Below are 19,513 nucleotides of genomic sequence, written 5' to 3' on the forward strand. Positions count from 1 at the left end.
GCGGATGCACAGCGCGTTGACGGGCCACTGGCGAGCGCATTAGCGTGTCCCCATATATGAACTGCGTATACGGATGGAGACTGACTCGATGCCCGCTCCCCGCACCCTGCTGATCACCGGCGCCGCCGGCGGCCTCGGCACCCTGATGCGCGAGCTGCTCCCGCGGTACGGGTACGAGCTGCGGCTGTTCGATGTCGTCCCCGTGGAGGGGGCGCCGGACGCGGTCATCGGGGACCTGGCCGACCCCGCGGCGGTGCGTGCGGCCGTGCGGGGATCCGACGCCATTCTCCATCTCGCCGGCATCTCGCTGGAGGCGCCGTTCGGCCAGATCCTCCGGGCGAATATCGAGGGAACCTACAACCTCTACGAGGCCGCCCGCCAGGAAGGGGTGGGGCGCGTCGTCTTCGCCTCCAGCAACCACGCGGTGGGCTTCACCCCCTGGCCCGGTAAGGGTGAGCCCCTGATCCCCGTCTCCGCCCCCCGCCGCCCGGACACCTTCTACGGCCTGTCCAAGTGCTTCGGCGAGGACCTGGCGCAGCTGTACTGGGACAGACACGGCCTGGAGAGCGTCTCGGTGCGGATCGGCGCGTGCTTCCCCGAACCGAACACGGTGCGCATGCTGTCGGTGTGGATGAGCCCCGGGGACGGTGCCCGGCTCTTCCACGCCGCGCTCACCGCTCAGAACGTCGGCCACACCACCGTCTACGGCTCCTCGGCCAACACCCGCCTGGCATGGGATCTGTCCTCGGCCCGGGCTCTGGGCTACGAGCCGCAGGACGACTCGGAGAAGTTCGCCGCGCGGCTGATCGCCGAACAGGGCGAACTGGACCCGCGGGACCCCGCGCAGGCCTGCCTCGGTGGGCAGTTCTGCGCGGACCCGCCCCTGTGGCACTCCTGAGACACCGTCGGCGCCCGGGCCTGCCCCACCCGTCGGGCTCACCGCAGGGTGAGCGGGGTCTGTTCCCCGACGCGGGTCAGCTTCTCCGGATCGCGCACGTAGTAGAGGCTGATGACCCGCGATGTGTGGATCCCGATGGCCATCACGCCGCGATCACTCCGTTCCAGCGCACCACGAGCGCCGGGCTGCCGTTGACCACGGTGGGGTCGCAGGTGATCGTGCCGCCGGCCCTGCCGGAGCCACCGAGGTAGAAGCGCACCACCTTGTCGGCACCGGTGACCGGTCACAGCGCGGCCTTTCTGACTCCGCCGCCATCCGTCAGAAGGACCACATCAGGGGCCGGCGCATCCATGAGTCCCTGCGGATCACCGGTCTCCAGCGCACGGCGGAACGACTCCAGGGCCGCACGGACCGCCCCCGGCGGTACGGTCTGCCGCGGGCGGCGGGCATCGACTCAAGACACCGCTAGGACCCCTTCTGTGACAGTCGCGGTGACGGCGACTCAGCCGGCCTCCCCGGCCGGCGGGCGTGCCGCCCAGGAGACACCCAGCTCGGAGAAGAGCCGCAGTCCGTCCGCCGCCGCACGCACCTGAGCGTCGATGCCGGTGATCACCCGCCGGCCGGAGGCCGGGCCGGATTCGGTGTACCAGACCCCGGGAGGCAGCCCGGCCGGGTCCGGGGCCGTGCGGACCGCCTCCACCAGGCGCATGAAGGCGCCGGTGCGCTCCGGCGGGACCAGCAGAGGCCTCCCGTCGTCCAGGTGGTCCAGCAGGTTGTCCAGGAGGTCGGTCCTCCCGTACCGCAGGATCCGCTCCGCCTCCCCGGGCCGTTCCAGCACCACGAGATCCTCCTTGTACCGGAAGGTGATCCGGCCGGCGTCGCCGTGCACCACCACGTACGGCTCCCCGGCCCGCTCGGCGCACAGCGTCACCGCGGTGACCAGCTCGGTTCCCGAGGCGGTGCGGACGCGGGCACAGGAGGTGTCGTCCGATTCGATGGCGTTGGCCCGGTACAGCTCCAGCTCGATGCCGGCCACGTCCTCCGCCCGGTCCTGCCCGGCGATCCGCAGGGCGGTGGCGACGGCGTGGGCCAGGGGGTTGGTGAGCACCCCGTCCACCACATCACGGCCGTCCAGCACCCGGCGCCCGGCCCACGCCGCGCGCTTCCAGTACGCGTCCTCGCGCACCCAGGCCCCCGCCGCCCCGATGCCGCGCACCGCACCGACGGCTCCCTCGGCGACCAGGCCCGCGATGGCGTCCACCGCCTCGGAGCCCAGCGACTGGAAGCCGATCTGGCAGGCGGTGCCCGCGGCCCGCACCACCTCGGCCATCCGTACGAACTCCGCCCAGGAGGGTGCCGGAGGCTTCTCCAGAAGGACGTGTACGCCCTGTTCCGCGGCGGCCAGCGCCAGGTCGGTGTGGGTATGGATCGGCGTGCACACGATGGCGACACGTGCCCCGGTGCGCTCCAGCAGTTCCGCGAAGCCGGCGGACTGCTCGGGCACCGGCAGCCCTTCCAGCTCGTCCTCCGCCAGCGGCGCCAGGTCGCACACACCGGCCAGTCGGATCCTCCCGTCCGTCACCAGCCGCCGGATGTTCCGCAGGTGGCTGCGGCCGTGCCCCCGCGCCCCGGCCAGCACGACGGGCACCGGCACGCTCATGACCCCACCACCGCTGCGCCGCGCGGGCACCGCGCCCGGAACACGGCCTGCCGGACGCCCGCCGCGGACGGCGGCAGGACACAGGTGGGGACTGCCGGGTCGGCCATGGCCGTTCTCCGTTCATGAGACAGGCACGGCAGGACGCTCGTGCTCGGGTCAGCCCGCATAGGGCTCGGGCACCTCTCCGGGGCGGGAGAGGAAGCCGAAGTCGCAGCCGGTGTCGGCCTGCGTGATGTGCTGCTCGTAGAGCGCGCCGTACCCTCGCCCGTAGCGGGACGGGGGCCGCTGCCAGGCGGCCCGGCGGCGCTCCAGCTCCGCGTCGTCCACCTCCAGCCGCAGCACCCGGGCGGACACGTCCAGCGTGACGCGGTCGCCGTTGCGCACCAGCGCGAGTGGTCCCCCGGCGTGGGACTCCGGGGCTATGTGCAGCACGCAGGCTCCGTAACTGGTGCCGCTCATCCGGGCGTCGGAGAGCCGGACCATGTCCCGCACCCCCTCCTTGAGGAGATGGTCGGGGATGGGCAGCATGCCGTACTCCGGCATGCCGGGCCCGCCCAGCGGCCCGGAGCCGCGCAGCACGAGCACACTGTCCGCGGTGATCCCCAGCGACGGGTCGTTGATGGTCGCCTGCATGGTGCGGTAGTCGTCGAACACCACGGCGGGCCCGGTGTGCCGCAGCAGGCCGGGGTCAGCGGCGACGTGTTTGATCACCGCACCGTCGGGTGCCAGGTTGCCGCGCAGCACGGCCACCCCGCCCTCGGCGCACAGCGGGTCCGACAGTGGCCGGATGACCGTGTCGTCGTGCACCAGCGCGCCGGCCAGCTGCTCGCGCAGCGAGTCACGGGCCACGGTGGGCCGGTCCAGGTGCAGGTACTCCTCCCCCAGCCGGGCGAGCAGACCGGGCAGCCCTCCCGCATAGTGGAAGTCCTCCATCAGGTAGGAGCCCCCGGGGCGGATGTCGGCCAGCACCGGTACCCGGCGGGCGATGCGGTCGAAGTCCTCCAGGGTGAGGCCGATGCCCGAGCGCCCTGCCATGGCGATCAGATGGATGACCGCGTTGGTGGATCCGCCCAGCGCGAGAGCGGTGGTGACGGCGTCCTCGTACGCCTCGGGGGACAGGAAGCGCGAGAGCGCCGCGCCCCGCCAGGCCAGTTCGACGATGCGCCGGCCGGCCGCAGCCGCCATCCGGCTGTGTCCGGAGTCCACCGCAGGGATGGAGGAGGCCCCCGGCATCGTCACTCCCAGCGCCTCGGCCACCGCGGTCATGGTGGAGGCGGTGCCCATGGTCATGCAGTGACCGGGAGAGCGGGCCAGCCCGCACTCCAGCTCGGCCAGTTCGCACTCGCCGATCAGTCCGGCCCGCTTGTCGTCCCAGTACTTCCACATGTCGGTGCCCGAGCCGAGGGTCTGCCCGCGCCAGTGGCCCCTGAGCATCGGCCCGGCCGGGACGAAGACGGCCGGGAGATCCGCGCTGGCCGCTCCCATCAGCAGGGCCGGGGTGGTCTTGTCGCACCCTCCCATCAGCACCGCGCCGTCCACCGGGTAGGAGTGCAGCAGTTCCTCGGTCTCCATGGCCAGCAGGTTGCGGTAGAGCATGGGGGTGGGCTTCTGGTAAGTCTCCGACAGGGTGGAGACCGGGAACTCCAGCGGGAAGCCGCCCGCCTGCCACACCCCACGCTTGACCGCCTCGGCCCGCTCGCGCAGGTGCTGGTGACAGGGGTTGATGTCGGACCAGGTGTTCAGGACGGCGATGACCGGCTTGCCCAGGTGCTCCTCGGGGAGGTACCCGAGCTGACGGGTGCGGGCCCGGTGACTGAAGGACCTCAGGCCGTCGGTGCCGTACCACTGGTGGCTGCGCAGTTCCTCGGGCTTCAGCCGCGCCGGGCCGCTCATATCAGCTTCCATTCCTCGACGATGGCCGCGACCCGGGCCCGGCGGTCCTCGGAAAGCGGCGCGCTGGGCGGTCGCACGTCGCGCCGGCACAGTCCCAGGAGGGCCAGCGCCTCCTTCACCACGGAGACGTTGTCGGCCGACTGCCGGGCGGCGCGCATTTCCTCGAAGCGGCGGATCCTCTCCCAGCTCGCCATCGCACCTCGGTGGTCTCCCGCCCGCAGGCGCTCCAGCATGCCCAAGGAGGCCTTTGGAGAGACGTTGACCAGCCCGGAGGTGAAACCGGTCGCCCCGGAGGCGAAGTAGGAGGGGGCGTACAGCTCGGCGAGTCCGGCGACCCAGACGAAGCGCTCCAGTCCGGCGTCCCGGGCCACCGAGGCGAACCGCACGACGTCCGGTACCGCGTACTTGACACCAATGACGTTGGGGCAGTCCTCCCCCAGCCGCGCGAGGGTCGCGCCCTCGATCGCCGGATTGCGGATGTAGGGCACCACGCCCAGCTCCGGTACCGCGTCGGCGACCGTCCGGTGATAGTCGGCCCAGCCCTGCTGCGAGACGTAGGGGTGTACCGGCTGGTGGACCATCACCATGTGGGCCCCGGCGTCCCGGGCGCGGCATGCCTCGGCGGCCGCGGTGCCGGCGTCGTGGCCCACACCGACGACGATCTGTGCCCGGCCGCCGGCCTCGGCGACGGTCAGTTCGGCCTCGGTGCGGCGCTCGTCGGGGGACAGGGAGTAGAACTCCCCGGTGTTGCCGTTCGGTGTCACCGCCCGCACTCCGGCGTCCAGCAGGCGCCGCACCAGGGCGCGGTACACCTCCGCGTCCAGTCGTCCGCGGTCGTCGAAGGGGGTCACCGGGATCGCGACGACGCCGGCGAGGGCGTCCCGCTGTGCCGAGAAGTCCGTCATGCCTGTTCCTCCTCCGGGAACGCCCGCCGGACGAAGCCCTGTATGTGGTCGTGGAGCAGTGCTGCCGCGCCGTCCGCGTCGCCGGACTCGGCCCGGGCGAGGATCCGCGCGTGCTCGTCCGCCTCGGTGTCCCAGGTGGGAAGCTCCTGCCAGACCACCGAGGAAACCAGCGCGGCCTGGTCACGCAGGTCGTCCAGCATCCGGCACAGCAGCGGGTTGCCGCACGGCAGGTAGAGCGCCCGGTGGAAGTCCCGGTTGGCCAGCGAGCGGCCGGCCGCGTCGGCGGCGCCCGCGGCCTGCTCCAGCGCTTGGTGAGCCGCCGTCAGGTCCGCCCCGCGGGTGACGGTGCGGCGCAGTGCCTCGGGCTCCAGCAGCAGCCGCACGTCATAGACGGAGCGGGCCATCGCGGCATCCACCGTCCGCACCGTCGCGCCCTTGTACTCCCCGATCACCACCAGGCCCCGGCCCGCCAGGGTCTTGAGCGCCTCGCGCACCGGGGTCTTGGACACCCCGAAGCCCGCGGCAAGTTCGGTCTCCACCAGGGCCTGCCCCGGCCGGAGACGTCCGGTGAGGATCGCGTGGGTCAGCTGCTCCAGGACGTACTGCGTCCTGGAGGGTATCGGGACCGGCGGACCGCCGGACAGCAGGGAGTTCATCCCGGACCACTCCACGAATCTCGTACGGCATCTCGTATATGACGTACGAGACACGATCGGGGCGACACTAGAACCGGTGCGGCCGGCGCGTCAATGGGCGGGACGGAGTTCTCCGCACACACGGAAGGGCCGGTGCGCCCGGGGGTGCACCGGCCCTTCCGTGTGTGTCTCAGGCGCGGGAGCGCGCCCGGAAGGCGGCCTTCTTGGCCTCCTTGGCGGTCTGCCTGTCCGGGTGCACCCGGCCCACCGCCTCCAGGACCTCCGCGGTGGCCGGGTGCTCCACCCGCCACGCCTTGTCGAAGAACCCGGAGTGCTGGGTGGCGAGCCCTTCGGCGAGCTCCCGGAGGGCGGCCGGCTCCTCCTCTTCCCCGTAGGCGCCCAGCTGGGCGGCCAGGGTGTCGATCGTCAGCCAGAACACCATGTCCTCCGGCGGTCCGGGGATGTCGTCGGCGCCCCGCTCGGCGAGCCAGACCCGGGCCAGCCCGCCCAGTTCCCTGTCGTCCAGCACCTCCCTGAGGGCCGGTTCGGCCTCCTCCCCCAGCAGCGACAGCACCAGCTGGCAGCCGAGCCGGCGGCCGGGCCCGTCGGGGTCGGTGCCGCGCGCGGCGGCCAGCAGCTCACGGGCGGCCTCCAGCGGCGGCCTGGCGGCCAGCCACTGCTCCGCCTCCGCCCGTGCGGACGACTCCGGACAGCGGGGCACGGCAGCGAGCAGCACAGCCGCGTCCTCGCCCGCGAGGTCACCGACCAACGGCGCGTCGTACCCGGCCTCCACCATGCGGCCGCGCACCCCGTACAGGCCCAGCGGCGTGAGCCGTACCTGCCCGTACCGGGTCAGGTCCTCCTCCTCGTCCACGGTCCGGTCCCCGGGGGCCTCCTCACTGGTCTCAGCGATCAGCGCCTCGTCCACCGGGTGATACTCCAGCAGGCCGGTGGGCTCCAGGAGGCGGAACTGGTCGTCGAGCTTCATCATCACGGCGGAGACCTGGTGCAGCGCCTCGTCGGAGGGCTCGGCCATGTCCTCGGGCAGCACCAGGGACGCGGCCAGGACCGGAAGCGGCACCGCGGCGCCCGCCGCGACCGCCTCGTCGGTGGCGGTGAGCAGGTAAAGGTTCTCCAGCGCGTCGTCGAGGAACGCCGCTTCCTCCTCCGGGTCCCACTGAAGGCTCTCCGGGGCGAAGGCTTCCGGGTCGATGCTCCCGTCCTCCCGGACGAGCCCTTCCATGGCGCCGATCAGATCCTCCAGGGCGGGCGTTGCCGCGTCGGCCAGCACCGACTCCAGCCCTTCGGCCCAGACCTCCAGGACATCACCGGGCGCGCCGCCGCCGGTGAACCTCGCCAGCTCCTCGCCGGGTACCGCGGTGCCGGTCACCTCGTCCGGGTCCGCTCCGGTGTCCTCCTCGTCGACCGTCACCAGCCCGGTGTCGATCGCGTAGTTCCACGCCTCGGCGGCCAGGGCGGGGGCCTCCTCCCCGGCGTCCGGAGCGATGTGCGCGGCCGCTTCCTTGAGCCGGCCGGGCGGCAGTTCCCCGCCGGCGCCGACCGGCACTCCGGTTCCGGCCCAGCGGGCGAGTGCGGCGGCCCGGGCCGGCAACGGGGCGGCGAGCGCGTCACGCGCCAGTTCGGCCTCGGAGGGCAACCGGACGGGCGGGACGGTGGGACGGTCGTCACCGGACATGTGGTGGGGGCTCCTTGCGCGACGGGTGCGGCAGTCAGTGCCCGCCCCAGCGTAGTCCTGTTTCCGGGCCGGTGTCCGGTTCACCCGGTCGTTGCCGGGACGTCGTCCGGGAGACGTTGACAACCCCGCTGGCGTGCGAAAGCTTTACGCGCGTAGAAGGCTCAACGCCGGTTCTCTCCCGGAGGATTCCTTGTCCACAGCTCCCCGCCCCCGCCCGTACCGCCGAAGGGCCGCACTCGGCGCTCTTGTCGTCGCCGCCCTGTGCTCGCCCCAGCTGGTGGCCACCTCCTCGGCCGCCGGCCCGGACACCCTCACGGTGCGGATACACGACATCCAGGGGTCCGGCCGGATATCCCCGCTGGCCGGGGAACACGTGACGGAGGTCGCGGGCGTCGTCACCGGGGTGCGCACCTACGGCTCCCGCGGGTTCTGGATCCAGGACCCCGAGCCCGACGACGACCCCGCCACCAGCGAGGGCCTGTTCGTGTTCACCAGCTCCGTGCCGACGGTCTCGGTCGGTGACGCGGTGCTCGTCTCGGGCCAGGTCGGCGAGTACTACTACGGTGGCGCCGCCCGCGGCGGACTGTCCGTCACCCAGCTCTCGCGCCCGTCTGTCACGGTCGTCTCCTCCGGGAACCCTCTTCCCGAACCGGTCGTGCTCGACGCCGGTACCGTGCCCGCGGCCTTCGCCCCCGCCGGAAACCCGGCCGACGGCGGCAGCATCGAAGGGCTGTCCCTGCAGCCCGAGCGCTACGCGCTCGACCTCTACGAATCCCTCGAAGGAATGAACGTCGCGGTCGAGGACGCCCGGGTGGTCGGGCCGACCACCCCGTACCACGAGCTGTGGGTGACGGTCAGGCCCGGGGACAACCCCACACCGCGCGGCGGCACCGTCTACGGCTCCTACACCTCCCAGAACCCGGGGCGCCTCAAGATCGAGTCGCTCACCCCCGTGTCCCAGCAGCCCTTCCCCTCGGCGGACGTCGGCGACGTGCTTTCGGGCACCACGAGCGGTCCGCTGGACTACGACGAGTTCGGCGGCTATCACCTGGTGGCCCGCGAGATGGGCGAGGTGTCACCGGGAGGGCTGGAGCCGCAGAGCGCCCGGCGCCAGCGCCCCGGGGAACTGGCCGTCGCCACCTACAACGTGGAGAACCTCCACCCGGGCAACGACCAGGAGAAGTTCGACAGGCTGGCCACCGGCGTAGTGGAGCACCTGGCCTCGCCCGACATCCTCGCGCTGGAGGAGATCCAGGACGACAGCGGGCCGGTGGACGACGGCACGGTCACCGCCGAGCGCACACTGGAGCGCTTCACGGACGCCATCGTCGCCGCGGGCGGTCCGCGGTACCACTGGCGGGGCATCGACCCGGAGGACGGGATGGACGGCGGCCGGCCCGGGGGCAACATCCGCAACGTCTTCCTGTTCAACCCCGAGCGCGTGTCCTTCACCGACCGGCCCGGCGGCGACGCCACCACCGCGGCCGGCGTGGTCCGGCGCAAGGGCCACGCCGCCCTCACCCACTCCCCCGGCCGCGTCGACCCGGCCTCTCCGGCCTGGGAGCGCAGCCGCAAGCCACTGGCCGGCGAGTTCCGTTTCCGCGGCCGGACGGTCTTCGTCATCGCCAACCACTTCAACTCCAAGGGCGGCGACCAGCCGCTGTACTCCCGCTTCCAGCCGCCGAACCGGTCCACCGAGACCCAGCGGCTGCTTCAGGCAGGCGCGGTGAACACCTTCGTGAAGGACCTGCTGGCGGTGGAGCGGCAGGCCCGGGTCGTCGTCCTGGGGGACATCAACGACTTCGAGTTCTCCGCCACCACCGAGGCGCTGACCGACGGCGGCGTGCTGCGCAGCGCCGTCCTGTCGCTGCCGCCCCAGGACCGCTACACCTACGTCTTCCAGGGCAACTCCCAGGTCCTGGACCAGACACTGGTCTCTCCCTCGATCCGCCGCTTCGACTACGAGATCGTGCACATCAACACCGAGTTCGCCGACCAGGCGAGCGACCACGACCCGCAGGTGCTGCGCTTCCGCCCCTGAGGCGCCCGGGGCGCCCGGGGGTTCTGCCGTGCGGGCGAGCACGAAGGAACCCCCGGGCGCGGCCGGAGGGTCTGCTCCAGGCTGCACCGTCAAGGCGCTGTTCCGGGCCGGCTCGTGGACGCCCTGAAGAGCGCGGTCGGTCAGGCGCGCACCGTCGGTCAGCCGGGGAGCGGGCCGGCCGGCGCCGGCTCTCCTCCGGCCCCGCCGTCGGCCGCGGCACCGCCCGCGCCCTCGCCCGGCGCTCCGCCGGCGAGGTCGCGCACCAGCAGTGTGGCCCCCGCCACCGCACCGGGCATGAGCACCACGGCGGCCAGCGGGATCATGAACAGCAGCACCATCGGCACGCCGAACCCCAGCGCCAGCGCCTTGCGGCCGCGCAGCAGCCCGAGCCGCTCACGTACCGTCAAGCCCCGGCGCTCCAGCGCGATCGCGGTGAGTTCCACGGACAGGAAGAACCCGGCGACGGCCACGCCCGCCACCGGTACGACCGTCTGCCCCAGCACCGGCACGAAACCCAGCAGGAACAGCGGCACCGTCCACATCAGGACCCGCCCGAACACGTACACGCTGTCGGTGACCGAGAGCCACAGGTCGCGCCACAGCGGCCGGTCCGGCCCCGAAGGCACCTCTCCCTGGGTACGCTCGACCTGCTCGGAGAGGGAGTCGTAGAACAGTTCCCCGATCAGCAGCGTCACGGCGGTGAAGGTGAGCACCGTCAGCAGCAGCCCGCCGGCGAAGACGAGGAGGGCGAGGCCGGTGCGGAACAGCGACTGCCACGGGCTGTCCCAGCCGTCGGCGAAGGGGGTCGCCCAGGCGGCGATGCCGCCCGCGCGCAGCGCGAGCAGGAGCAGCCCGGCCAGGTAGATCACCAGAGCGATCAGGCCCGGCAGCAGCCCGAATCCCAGCCACCGGCGGTTGCGCAGCGCCCAGGCCTGACCGCGCCCGGCACAGCGCAGTCCCACCACAAGATCGTTCATGACGATCAGATTAGAGGACCGGTCCGGCATCGGGCGCGCAACGGAGGCCGGACCGGTCGGCACCCGCGGTGCCGGAGGGCTCAGTCGTTGCTGTGCAGGGCCTCGTTCAGCCCTCCCCAGGAGCCGGTGCGCTGCAGTGCCTCCACACTGCCGGTGACGGAGTTGCGGCGGAACAGCAGATTGTGGGCACCGGACAGCTGGAGCGCCTTGACCACCTCTCCGTCCGGCAGGGTGACCCGGGTGCCGGCCGTGACATACAGCCCGGCCTCCACCACGCAGTCGTCACCGAGCGAGATGCCGATGCCGGCCTGGGCGCCCAGCAGGCAGCGCTCCCCGATGGAGATCGTCTGCTTGCCGCCCCCGGAGAGGGTGCCCATGACCGAGGCACTCCCCCCGATGTCCGAACCGTCGCCGACGACGACCCCGGCGCTGATCCGTCCCTCGATCATGGAGGCGCCCAGGGTGCCGGCGTTGAAGTTGCAGAACCCCTCGTGCATCACGGTGGTGCCGGACGCCAGGTGGGCACCGAGCCGGACCCGGTCCGCATCGGCGATGCGCACGCCGGACGGGCAGACGTAGTCCGTCATCCTCGGGAACTTGTCGATGCTCGTGACGGCCATCGCCAGCCCCTCGGCCCGGGCGACGAGCCTGGCGGCCTCGACGCCGTCGACGGGGACCGGACCGATACTGGTCCAGGCCACATTGGCCAGCAGCCCGAAGATCCCGTCAAGATTCTGCCCGTGCGGGCGGACGAGCCGGTGGCTGAGCAGATGCAGACGCAGGTAGGCATCGTGCGCGTCCAGCGGCTTGTCCGCGAGTGCACCGATGACCGTGCGGACCGCGACAACCTCGACCCCGCGGCGCGGGTCCGGGCCCAGCGCCTTCGGGGCGGACTCGCCCAGCAGGGCGGCGGCCCGCTCCGGGTTCAGCCGCTCCGTGCCGGCCGGCCCCTCCTGTTCCGCCTCCGCGCGCGGGAGGAGCCGGGGGGCGGGGAACCAGGTGTCCAGGACGGTTCCGTCAGTGGTGACGGTGGCGAGCCCGGCGGCTGTGGCGCCGGTGGTGGCGGGGTTCTGGGGTGCTTCGGTCATGCAGCACACGCTAACCGGCGGCAGGGCCGGGCGGCGAACCGGTCCCGTCCTGCGGGACCAGCCGGGCGAAGGCCTCACGGATCTGCTCGCGGTCGCATTCCCGGCCGGTGAGGACGAGTTGCAGCAGCAGACCGTCCAGCAGCGCGACCAGCGCGCGGGCCGTGGCGTCGTCCGGTACCCGCCGGCGCAGTACGCCCGCCATTTCGTCCAGACAGAAGGCGGCCAGCGGCCGGACGGCCGGCCTGCGGAGCCCGGCGAAGTAGAGCTCGTACTCCAGCTCCACCCGGGGGCGTTCGTCACGCACCGACTCCTCCACGAACCGGGCGAGCTCGCCGGCCAGTGGCCGGCCGGGCCGCAGTGCGGCCTCCCAGCGCTCCAGACGGGTCAGCCAGGCGTCGTTGACCTCGCGCAGCGCGGCCAGCAGCAGGTCGTCCAGGCTGCTGAAATGATAGGTCGTGGAGCCCAGCGGCACGTCCGCCTCAGCGGCCACCGCACGGTGGCTGAGCCCGGCGATGCCGCGTTCCATGAGCACCCGCACCGCGGCGTCGGTGATCCGCTGCCGGCGGCCGGGGTCGTGACGGCGGGCCATTCAACGCCCTCCGCCCAGGTTGAGCACAGCCACCCCGGCGATCACCAGGGTGACCCCCAGCAGCTTGGCCGCGGTGGCGGCCTCGCCGAGGAAGACCATCCCGATGAGTGCGATCAGCGCCGTGCCCGCACCGGCCCATATGGCGTAGGCGATGCCCATGTCCATGGTCTTCAAGGTTCTGGCCAGCAGGGTGAAGGCCAGCAGGTAGCACGCCCCGGTGATCACGGAGGGCCACAGCTTGGTGAAGCCGTGGCTGTACTTCATCGCGGTCGTGCCGAGGATCTCCATCACTATCGCCCCGGCGAGCGTCACGTACACCATGAGTACGAACGTACACAACGATGCGTACGTCCGTACACTCCGGCCGCTGCAGCGGGAGAACGTCCCGTGCCCCGCCGGCGGACCGGCGGGGCACGGGACGGGCGGCGGGCCGCGCGGGGCCCGGCAGAATGATCAGACGTTGAAGCCGAGGGCCCGCAGCTGGTCCCGGCCGTCGTCGGTGATCTTGTCCGGTCCCCACGGGGGCATCCACACCCAGTTGATCTTCAGTTCCCTGACGATGCCCTCGGTGGCCGACTTGGCCTGGTCCTCGATGACATCGGTCAGCGGGCACGCCGCCGAGGTCAGCGTCATGTCGATGGTGGCGACATTGTCCTCGTCGACGTGAACGCCGTAGATCAGGCCGAGGTTCACCACGTCGATGCCCAGTTCCGGGTCGACGACGTCGTACAGCGCCTCGCGGACCTCGTCCTCACTGGCGGGCTTGGTGGTGGTCTCCGTCATGCTGTCTCCTTCACCGCACCGTCGCCCAGCGCCTGGGCGGTGGCGTCCTTCCATGCCATCCAGCTCAGCAGAGCACACTTGACGCGGGCCGGGTACTTCGAAACACCGGCGAACGCCACGGCGTCCTCCAGCAGTTCCTCCATCGCCTCGTCCGGCTCCAGCCGGCCCCTGGACTGCATCAGCTCCAGGAAGGATTCCTGGATCCGGGTGGCGTCCGCGAGCTCCTTGCCCACCAGCAGCTCGTTCAGCACCGAGGCGCTGGCCTGGCTGATCGAGCAGCCCTGCCCCTCGTAGCTGACGTCACCGATGGTGGTGCCCTCCAGCCTCACCCGGAGAGTGATCTCGTCCCCGCAGGTGGGGTTGACGTGGTGCACTTCGGCATCGCCGTCGCGCAGACCGCGGCCGTGCGGATGCTTGTAGTGGTCCAGGATCACGTCCTGGTACATGGAATCCAGCTTCACGTCTTAGGGACACCTCATCCGAAGAAGTTCCGTACGTGCTCCAGCCCCTCGGCCAGGGCGTCCACCTCGGCCGGTGTGGAGTACAGATAGAACGACGCTCGCGTGGTCGCCGGAATTCCGTACCGCAGGCAGACGGGGCGTGCGCAGTGATGGCCGACGCGCACCGCTATGCCCAGCTCGTCGAGCACCTGCCCGACGTCGTGCGGGTGGATGTCCCCCAGCGCGAACGAGATGGCGGCGCCGCGCTCCTCGGCCGTGGCGGGGCCGATGATCCTCAGCCCCGAAACCCGGGAGAGGCTTTCGAGGGCGTACCGGGTGAGGGCGTCCTCGTGCGCGGCGATCTTCTCCATGCCGATGCCGGTGAGGTAGTCCACCGCCGCCCCCAGGCCGACGGCCTGCGCGATCGGCGGGGTACCGGCCTCGAACTTGTGCGGCGCCGGGGCATAGGTCGAGGAGTGCATCGACACGGTCTCGATCATCTCGCCGCCGCCCAGGAACGGGGGGAGGTCCTCCAGGAGCTCCTGCCGGCCCCACAGCACGCCGATGCCGGTCGGACCGCACATCTTGTGGCCGGTGAAGGCCACGAAGTCGGCCTGCAGAGCCTGGACGTCCAGCGGCATGTGCGGGGCCGCCTGGGAGGCGTCGATCAGCACCAGTGCGCCGACCTCCTGCGCCCGGCGGACGATCGCCTCGACGGGGTTGTGCGTCCCCAGGATGTTGGAGACCAGCACGAAGGAGACGATCTTCGTCTCCTCCGTGATGACCTGCTCGATCTGCGACAGATCCAGCCGTCCGTCCTCGGTGAGCCCGAACCACCGCAGTGTCGCGCCGGTGCGCTGCGACAGCAGTTGCCACGGAACGATGTTGGAGTGGTGCTCCATCTCCGTGATGACGATCTCGGTGTCCCGGTCGACCTTGTACGGCTCGTCGGCCCAGCCGAGCATGTTCGCCACGAGATTGAGCGACTCCGAGGCGTTCTTGGTGAAGATCACCTCATCGCGGCTGGGCGCGTTGATGAAGGCGGCGACCTTGTCCCGGGCCCCCTCGTAGAGCTCTGTGGCCTCCTCCGCGAGTACGTGCACCCCGCGGTGGACATTGGCGTTGTGCCGCTCGTAGTAGGCGCTGAGCGCGTCGAGCACCTGGCGCGGCTTCTGCGAGGTCGCCGCGTTGTCCAGGTAGACGAGCGGCTTGCCGTCGTGGACCGTGCGGTCCAGGATCGGGAAGTCCTTGCGGATCGCCTCGGTGTCGAGGAGGCCGGACAGCTGGATCACTCCCCCTCCCCTCCCTTCACTTCTCCGCCCGCGGGCGGCGTGGTGCGGGGGTCGTACGCGGGTCGTTCACGACGCCGCGCCGCCCTTGGTGTACTGCTCGTAGCCGTTGGCCTCCAGGTCCTCCGCCAGTTCCGGGCCGCCGGAGGCGACGATCCGGCCGCGGGCGAAGACATGGACGTGGTCCGGCTTGATGTAGCGCAGGATACGGGTGTAGTGCGTGATGAGCAGGGTGCCGGACTCGCCGGTTTCGCGGACGCGGTTCACGCCCTCGGACACCACTCGCAGGGCGTCGATGTCCAGGCCGGAGTCGGTCTCGTCCAGGATCGCCATCCTCGGCTTGAGCAGCTCCAGCTGGAGGATCTCGTGGCGCTTCTTCTCACCGCCGGAGAAGCCCTCGTTGACGTTGCGCTCGGCGAAGGAGGGGTCCATCTCCAGACGGGCCATCGCCTCCTTGACCTCCTTCACCCAGGTGCGCAGCTTGGGTGCCTCACCGCGGATGGCGGTGGCGGAGGTCCGCAGGAAGTTGGAGACCGAGACACCCGGCACCTCCACCGGGTACTGCATGGCCAGGAAGAGCCCGGCACGGGCCCGCTCGTCGACGGACATCTCCAGGACGTCCTCGCCGTCCAGGGTGACGGTACCGCCGGTGACAGTGTACTTGGGGTGACCGGCCAGCGAGTAGGCCAGGGTGGACTTGCCGGAGCCGTTGGGGCCCATGATGGCGTGCGTCTCGCCCTGCTTCACGGTCAGGTCGACACCCCGCAGGATCTCGGTGGGGCCGCCCTCGGCCTCGACGGAGACGTGCAGGTCGTGGATCTCAAGCGTTGCCATGGGGACTTCAGGACTCCTGGGTGAGAGAGACGAGCACAGCGGCGCCGGGGCCGTCTCCTTCGATCTTGACGGAATAAACGGGGATCGGACGGGTGGCCGGCAGACCGGAGGGCTTGCCGGTGCGCAGGTCGAAGCTGGAGCCGTGCAGCCAGCACTCGATCATGCAGTTCTCGACCTCGCCCTCGGACAGCGAGACATTGGCGTGCGAGCAGATGTCGTTCACCGCGAACACCTCGCCCTCGGTGCGGACGACGGCGACGGGCGTACCGTCCAGCTCGACGCGCCGGGGAGTGTCCTCCTCGAGGTCACCCAGGGCGCAGACCCGCACGTAGCCTTCCTCGCTCATGCGATCGACGCCTCCAGTTCCGCGTCGAGCTTGGCGATCAGCCGCTCCTGGACATCCGGCACACCGATCTTCTGGAGGAGCTCGGCGAAGAAGCCCCGGACGACCAGGCGCCGCGCCTCCTCGGCCGGGATGCCCCGCGCCATCAGATAGAAGAGCTGCTCGTCGTCGAACCGGCCGGTCGCCGAGGCGTGCCCGGCACCCACGATCTCGCCCGTCTCGATCTCCAGATTGGGGACCGAGTCGACACGCGCGCCGTCGGTGAGCACCAGGTTGCGGTTCAGCTCGTAGGTGTCGGTGCCGGTGGCCGCCGCGCGGATCAGCACGTCGCCGATCCACACCGCGTGCGCGGCGGTGCCCTGCAGCGCGCCCTTGTAGACGACGTTGCTGCGGCAGTTGGGGGTGTCGTGGTCGACGAAGAGCCGGTGCTCGTGGTGCTGGCCGTTGTCGGTGAAGTACAGGCCGTAGAACTCGGCCTCACCACCGGGGCCCGCGTAGTTCACCCTCGGGTGCAGCCGCACCAGGTCGCCGCCGAAGGTCACGATCACCGAGGTGAAGCCGGCGTCGCGGCCGACCAGCGCGGTGTGCTGGGAGCAGTGCACCGCGGTGTCGTCCCAGTCCTGCACGGACACCACGGTCAGCTTGGCGCCGTCGCCGAGCAGGTACTCGACATTGGCGGCCCGGACGGTGTCACCGGTGTGGTCGATGACGACGACCGCCTCGGCGAAGGCCCCCAGCTCGATGACGAGGTGCCCGAAGGTGACCCCGCCCTCGCCGTGCACCGAGATGCGCACCGGCTCCTGCGGCCGGGACTCGGCGGGAACGCTGACGACCTTGGCCTTCTCGAAGGAGCTGAACGCCTGGGCCGCCAGCCGGTCGACGGGCTTGCCCGCCCGGCCGACCCGCGCGTCCTCGCGGCCCACGGTCTCCACGGTGACCCCCTCGGGGGCGCTCACCTCGAACTTGACGGCGCCCTCGGCCCGGGCCGTGCCGTCGTGGAGCCCGCGCAGCCGCTCCAGGGGAGTGAAGCGCCACTCCTCCTCGCGGCCGGTGGGCACGGGGAAGTCCGCCACGTCGAAGGACGGCGGCGCGCTCATCCGGGTGGCGACGGTGGACTCGGCGGCCACCGCGATCGATCCGGTGGTGTTCGCACCCGCCGGAATTGTCTGAGCCTCAGCCATGGCTGTCGTCGTGCTCGCTTTCTACGGACTCGCTTCGGATCTGATGGGGGAACCGCCCGGGCCCTCTGGTCCGGGCGGACAGCCGGCCGGTCAGCCGACGGCGCCCTCCATCTGCAGCTCGATCAGCCGGTTCAGCTCCAGGGCGTACTCCATGGGCAGCTCCTTGGCGATCGGCTCGACGAAACCGCGCACGATCATCGCCATCGCCTCGTCCTCGGACATGCCGCGGCTCATGAGGTAGAAGAGCTGGTCGTCGCTGACCTTGGAGACGGTGGCCTCGTGGCCCATCGTGACGTCGTCCTCGCGGACGTCCACGTAGGGGTAGGTGTCGGACCGCGAGATCGTGTCCACCAGCAGCGCGTCGCACAGCACGTTGGACTTCGACCCCTCGGCGCCCTCGCCGATCTCGATCAGGCCTCGGTAGGAGGTGCGGCCGCCACCGCGGGCCACCGACTTGGACACGATGTTGGAGGAGGTGCGCGGGGCCATGTGCACCATCTTGGCGCCCGCGTCCTGGTGCTGGCCCTCGCCGGCGAAGGCCACCGAGAGCGTCTCGCCCTTGGCGTGCTCGCCCATCAGGTACACGGCCGGGTACTTCATGGTGACCTTGGACCCGATGTTGCCGTCCACCCACTCCATGGTCGCGCCCTCGTAGGCCACGGCCCGCTTGGTCACCAGGTTGTAGACGTTGTTGGACCAGTTCTGGATCGTGGTGTAGCGGCAGCGGCCGCCCTTCTTCACGATGATCTCCACGACCGCCGAGTGCAGCGAGTCGGAGTTGTAGATCGGCGCGGTGCAGCCCTCGACGTAGTGGACGTAGGCGTCCTCGTCGACGATGATCAGCGTCCGCTCGAACTGGCCCATGTTCTCGGTGTTGATCCGGAAGTAGGCCTGCAGCGGGATGTCCACGTGGACGCCCTTGGGCACGTAGATGAACGAGCCGCCGGACCACACCGCGGTGTTGAGCGCGGCGAACTTGTTGTCGCCGGCCGGGATGACGGTCCCGAAGTGCTCCTGGAAGATCTCCGGGTGCTCGCGCAGCGCGGTGTCGGTGTCCAGGAACAGCACGCCCTGCTGCTCGAGGTCCTCGCGGATCTGGTGGTAGACGACCTCGGACTCGTACTGGGCGGCGACACCGGCGACCAGGCGCTGCTTCTCCGCCTCGGGGATGCCCAGCCGGTCGTAGGTGTTCTTGATGTCCTCCGGCAGGTCCTCCCAGGACTGGGCCTGCTTCTCGGTGGACCGCACGAAGTACTTGATGTTGTCGAAGTCGATGCCGCTGAGGTCCGAGCCCCAGTTGGGCATGGGCTTCTTCTCGAAGAGCTTGAGCCCCTTCAGGCGCAGCTTGAGCATCCACTCCGGCTCGGACTTCTTGGCCGAGATGTCACGGACGACGTCCTCGGAGAGTCCGCGCCGGGCGGAGGCACCGGCCGTGTCGGAGTCGGCCCAGCCGTATTCGTAGGTGCCCAGGCCCTCGAGTTCGGGGTGGGCAGTCTCCGTGGGGAGCGTCATGCGGGGTTCCTCCCGGCGGTACGTGCAGTTGCGGTGGTGGTCTCGTGGTTCGTGCGGGGTGTCCGTGGCACATACGTCGTGCACACCCCGTCGCCGTGGGCGATGGTGGCCAGACGCTGCACATGGGTGCCGAGCAGGCGGGAGAAGACCTCGGTCTCCGCCTCGCACAGCTGCGGGAAGCGCTCGGCGACGTGCGCCACCGGGCAGTGGTGCTGGCACAGCTGCTCACCGGCGGATGCAGGAGCACTGCGCGCCGTAGCAGCGTACCCGTCACGCGTGAGTGCTTCGGCGAGCGCCCGGGTGCGTCCGGCCGGATCCGCCTGCTCCAGGTGGGGGCGGTACTGCTCGGCCTGCGCCTCGGCCCGGGCGCGGGCGAAGGCCAGCAAAGCCTCCTCGCCGCGCCGCCCGCCACCGGCCGTCCGCGCTATCCAGCGCAGGGCCTGCACGGCGAGTTCGTCGTAGGACTGGTCGAAGGCGTTGCGCCCGGAGTCGGTCAGCGCGAAGACCTTGGCGGGACGGCCGCGGCCGCGCGATCCGTAGACCGGCTTGTCCCGGGCCTCCACCACCTGATCCGCCGCCAGCGCGTCCAGGTGGCGGCGTACGGCCGCCTGGGTCAGGCCCAGGCGGCGGGCGAGTTCGGCCGCGGTGGACGGACCGTGGTCGAGGATGGAGCGGGCGACACGCCCGCGGGTCCCGTGGGGCTCCTCCGGCATCACGGACGCGCCCGCGGCCCCGGAGGCCGCAGGCCG

Annotated in this window: 19 protein-coding genes; 2 read left to right on the forward strand and 17 right to left on the reverse strand. The window is 71.2% G+C overall.

All coding sequences use genetic code 11. From position 1 onward, the window contains the following. Window positions 1–88: 88 nt before the first annotated feature. Window positions 89–898 carry an NAD-dependent epimerase/dehydratase family protein gene (locus tag ABD299_RS14595; RefSeq protein WP_344262325.1) on the forward strand — a complete coding sequence of 270 codons (810 nt, stop codon included), beginning with the start codon at window positions 89–91 and terminating at the stop codon, window positions 896–898. Window positions 899–1,400: 502 nt separating this feature from the next. Here the strand turns inward: ABD299_RS14595 and ABD299_RS14600 are convergent. From ABD299_RS14600 to ABD299_RS14620, 5 genes are all read right to left on the reverse strand, one after another. Further along, on the reverse strand, window positions 1,401–2,558 hold the full coding sequence (locus tag ABD299_RS14600) for a Gfo/Idh/MocA family protein (RefSeq protein ID WP_344262327.1): 1,158 nt from the start codon (window positions 2,556–2,558) through the stop codon (window positions 1,401–1,403). A 156-nt stretch (window positions 2,559–2,714) separates the two neighbouring features. Next, complete coding sequence (gene araD / locus ABD299_RS14605) at window positions 2,715–4,451, reverse strand: L-arabinonate dehydratase (protein ID WP_344262328.1); 1,737 nt, start codon at window positions 4,449–4,451, stop codon at window positions 2,715–2,717. After that, window positions 4,448–5,356, reverse strand: coding sequence for a dihydrodipicolinate synthase family protein (locus ABD299_RS14610; RefSeq protein WP_344262330.1), 909 nt, complete (start codon window positions 5,354–5,356; stop codon window positions 4,448–4,450). The genes araD and ABD299_RS14610 overlap by 4 nt, the downstream gene beginning before the upstream one ends. Then, window positions 5,353–6,012 carry a GntR family transcriptional regulator gene (locus tag ABD299_RS14615; protein WP_344262332.1) on the reverse strand — a complete coding sequence of 220 codons (660 nt, stop codon included), beginning with the start codon at window positions 6,010–6,012 and terminating at the stop codon, window positions 5,353–5,355. Before ABD299_RS14615 ends, ABD299_RS14610 begins: the two co-directional genes overlap by 4 nt. A 169-nt stretch (window positions 6,013–6,181) precedes the next feature. Then, the gene (locus ABD299_RS14620) at window positions 6,182–7,687 is read right to left on the reverse strand and encodes a hypothetical protein (protein WP_344262334.1); all 1,506 of its coding nucleotides are present in this window, start codon (window positions 7,685–7,687) and stop codon (window positions 6,182–6,184) included. Between the two features lie 190 nt (window positions 7,688–7,877). Here ABD299_RS14620 and ABD299_RS14625 point away from each other — a divergent pair, with 190 nt between their 5' ends. Beyond that, window positions 7,878–9,728: an endonuclease/exonuclease/phosphatase family protein gene (locus ABD299_RS14625; RefSeq protein WP_344262337.1), complete on the forward strand. Its 1,851-nt coding sequence runs from the start codon at window positions 7,878–7,880 to the stop codon at window positions 9,726–9,728. A gap of 158 nt (window positions 9,729–9,886) precedes the next feature. Here the strand turns inward: ABD299_RS14625 and ABD299_RS14630 are convergent, their stop codons facing one another. From ABD299_RS14630 to ABD299_RS14685, 12 genes are all read right to left on the reverse strand, one after another. Continuing rightward, window positions 9,887–10,705, reverse strand: coding sequence for an EI24 domain-containing protein (locus tag ABD299_RS14630; RefSeq protein ID WP_344262339.1), 819 nt, complete (start codon window positions 10,703–10,705; stop codon window positions 9,887–9,889). Between the two features lie 80 nt (window positions 10,706–10,785). After that, the gene (dapD, locus tag ABD299_RS14635; protein WP_344262341.1) at window positions 10,786–11,793 is read right to left on the reverse strand and encodes a 2,3,4,5-tetrahydropyridine-2,6-dicarboxylate N-succinyltransferase; all 1,008 of its coding nucleotides are present in this window, start codon (window positions 11,791–11,793) and stop codon (window positions 10,786–10,788) included. A 10-nt stretch (window positions 11,794–11,803) separates the two neighbouring features. After that, window positions 11,804–12,382, reverse strand: a complete 579-nt coding sequence (locus ABD299_RS14640; protein ID WP_344262343.1) for a TetR/AcrR family transcriptional regulator — start codon at window positions 12,380–12,382, stop codon at window positions 11,804–11,806. Then, window positions 12,383–12,703 (reverse strand): DMT family transporter, encoded by a 321-nt coding sequence (locus tag ABD299_RS14645; protein ID WP_344262345.1) that lies wholly within the window; start codon window positions 12,701–12,703, stop codon window positions 12,383–12,385. It lies immediately after the preceding gene. Between the two features lie 132 nt (window positions 12,704–12,835). Continuing rightward, a complete protein-coding gene (locus tag ABD299_RS14650) occupies window positions 12,836–13,165 on the reverse strand; it encodes a metal-sulfur cluster assembly factor (protein ID WP_344262347.1) in 330 nt (109 codons plus the stop codon). Continuing rightward, entirely contained in the window at window positions 13,162–13,626 is a 465-nt protein-coding gene (gene sufU / locus ABD299_RS14655; RefSeq protein WP_344262349.1) for a Fe-S cluster assembly sulfur transfer protein SufU, read from the reverse strand. Before sufU ends, ABD299_RS14650 begins: the two co-directional genes overlap by 4 nt. Window positions 13,627–13,640: 14 nt before the next feature. Continuing rightward, entirely contained in the window at window positions 13,641–14,897 is a 1,257-nt protein-coding gene (locus ABD299_RS14660; protein WP_344262351.1) for a cysteine desulfurase, read from the reverse strand. 66 nt (window positions 14,898–14,963) lie between these two features. Continuing rightward, on the reverse strand, window positions 14,964–15,728 hold the full coding sequence (gene sufC, locus ABD299_RS14665) for a Fe-S cluster assembly ATPase SufC (RefSeq protein WP_344262352.1): 765 nt from the start codon (window positions 15,726–15,728) through the stop codon (window positions 14,964–14,966). 7 nt (window positions 15,729–15,735) lie between these two features. Next, window positions 15,736–16,074: a non-heme iron oxygenase ferredoxin subunit gene (locus ABD299_RS14670; RefSeq protein ID WP_344262353.1), complete on the reverse strand. Its 339-nt coding sequence runs from the start codon at window positions 16,072–16,074 to the stop codon at window positions 15,736–15,738. After that, the gene (gene sufD / locus ABD299_RS14675; protein WP_344262354.1) at window positions 16,071–17,252 is read right to left on the reverse strand and encodes a Fe-S cluster assembly protein SufD; all 1,182 of its coding nucleotides are present in this window, start codon (window positions 17,250–17,252) and stop codon (window positions 16,071–16,073) included. The genes ABD299_RS14670 and sufD overlap by 4 nt, the downstream gene beginning before the upstream one ends. Window positions 17,253–17,342: 90 nt before the next feature. After that, complete coding sequence (gene sufB, locus ABD299_RS14680) at window positions 17,343–18,764, reverse strand: Fe-S cluster assembly protein SufB (protein ID WP_344262356.1); 1,422 nt, start codon at window positions 18,762–18,764, stop codon at window positions 17,343–17,345. Next, a complete protein-coding gene (locus tag ABD299_RS14685; RefSeq protein ID WP_344262358.1) occupies window positions 18,761–19,477 on the reverse strand; it encodes a helix-turn-helix transcriptional regulator in 717 nt (238 codons plus the stop codon). The genes sufB and ABD299_RS14685 overlap by 4 nt, the downstream gene beginning before the upstream one ends. Window positions 19,478–19,513: the final 36 nt, after the last annotated feature.

Source organism: Streptomyces sodiiphilus, assembly GCF_039529215.1.
Classification (GTDB): domain Bacteria; phylum Actinomycetota; class Actinomycetes; order Streptomycetales; family Streptomycetaceae; genus Streptomyces; species Streptomyces sodiiphilus.

What these genes read in the sequence shown, in the direction of transcription:
- ABD299_RS14620 (WP_344262334.1), bottom strand. Translation starts at nt 7,687, where the DNA reads ATGTCCGGTGACGACCGTCCCACCGTCCCGCCCGTCCGGTTGCCCTCC.
- ABD299_RS14600 (WP_344262327.1), bottom strand. Translation starts at nt 2,558, where the DNA reads ATGAGCGTGCCGGTGCCCGTCGTGCTGGCCGGGGCGCGGGGGCACGGC.
- ABD299_RS14670 (WP_344262353.1), bottom strand. Translation starts at nt 16,074, where the DNA reads ATGAGCGAGGAAGGCTACGTGCGGGTCTGCGCCCTGGGTGACCTCGAG.
- ABD299_RS14650 (WP_344262347.1), bottom strand. Translation starts at nt 13,165, where the DNA reads ATGACGGAGACCACCACCAAGCCCGCCAGTGAGGACGAGGTCCGCGAG.
- ABD299_RS14610 (WP_344262330.1), bottom strand. Translation starts at nt 5,356, where the DNA reads ATGACGGACTTCTCGGCACAGCGGGACGCCCTCGCCGGCGTCGTCGCG.
- araD (WP_344262328.1), bottom strand. Translation starts at nt 4,451, where the DNA reads ATGAGCGGCCCGGCGCGGCTGAAGCCCGAGGAACTGCGCAGCCACCAG.
- sufC (WP_344262352.1), bottom strand. Translation starts at nt 15,728, where the DNA reads ATGGCAACGCTTGAGATCCACGACCTGCACGTCTCCGTCGAGGCCGAG.
- dapD (WP_344262341.1), bottom strand. Translation starts at nt 11,793, where the DNA reads ATGACCGAAGCACCCCAGAACCCCGCCACCACCGGCGCCACAGCCGCC.
- ABD299_RS14640 (WP_344262343.1), bottom strand. Translation starts at nt 12,382, where the DNA reads ATGGCCCGCCGTCACGACCCCGGCCGCCGGCAGCGGATCACCGACGCC.
- sufB (WP_344262356.1), bottom strand. Translation starts at nt 18,764, where the DNA reads ATGACGCTCCCCACGGAGACTGCCCACCCCGAACTCGAGGGCCTGGGC.
- ABD299_RS14595 (WP_344262325.1), top strand. Translation starts at nt 89, where the DNA reads ATGCCCGCTCCCCGCACCCTGCTGATCACCGGCGCCGCCGGCGGCCTC.
- ABD299_RS14685 (WP_344262358.1), bottom strand. Translation starts at nt 19,477, where the DNA reads ATGCCGGAGGAGCCCCACGGGACCCGCGGGCGTGTCGCCCGCTCCATC.
- ABD299_RS14630 (WP_344262339.1), bottom strand. Translation starts at nt 10,705, where the DNA reads ATGAACGATCTTGTGGTGGGACTGCGCTGTGCCGGGCGCGGTCAGGCC.
- ABD299_RS14615 (WP_344262332.1), bottom strand. Translation starts at nt 6,012, where the DNA reads ATGAACTCCCTGCTGTCCGGCGGTCCGCCGGTCCCGATACCCTCCAGG.
- sufD (WP_344262354.1), bottom strand. Translation starts at nt 17,252, where the DNA reads ATGGCTGAGGCTCAGACAATTCCGGCGGGTGCGAACACCACCGGATCG.
- ABD299_RS14645 (WP_344262345.1), bottom strand. Translation starts at nt 12,703, where the DNA reads ATGGTGTACGTGACGCTCGCCGGGGCGATAGTGATGGAGATCCTCGGC.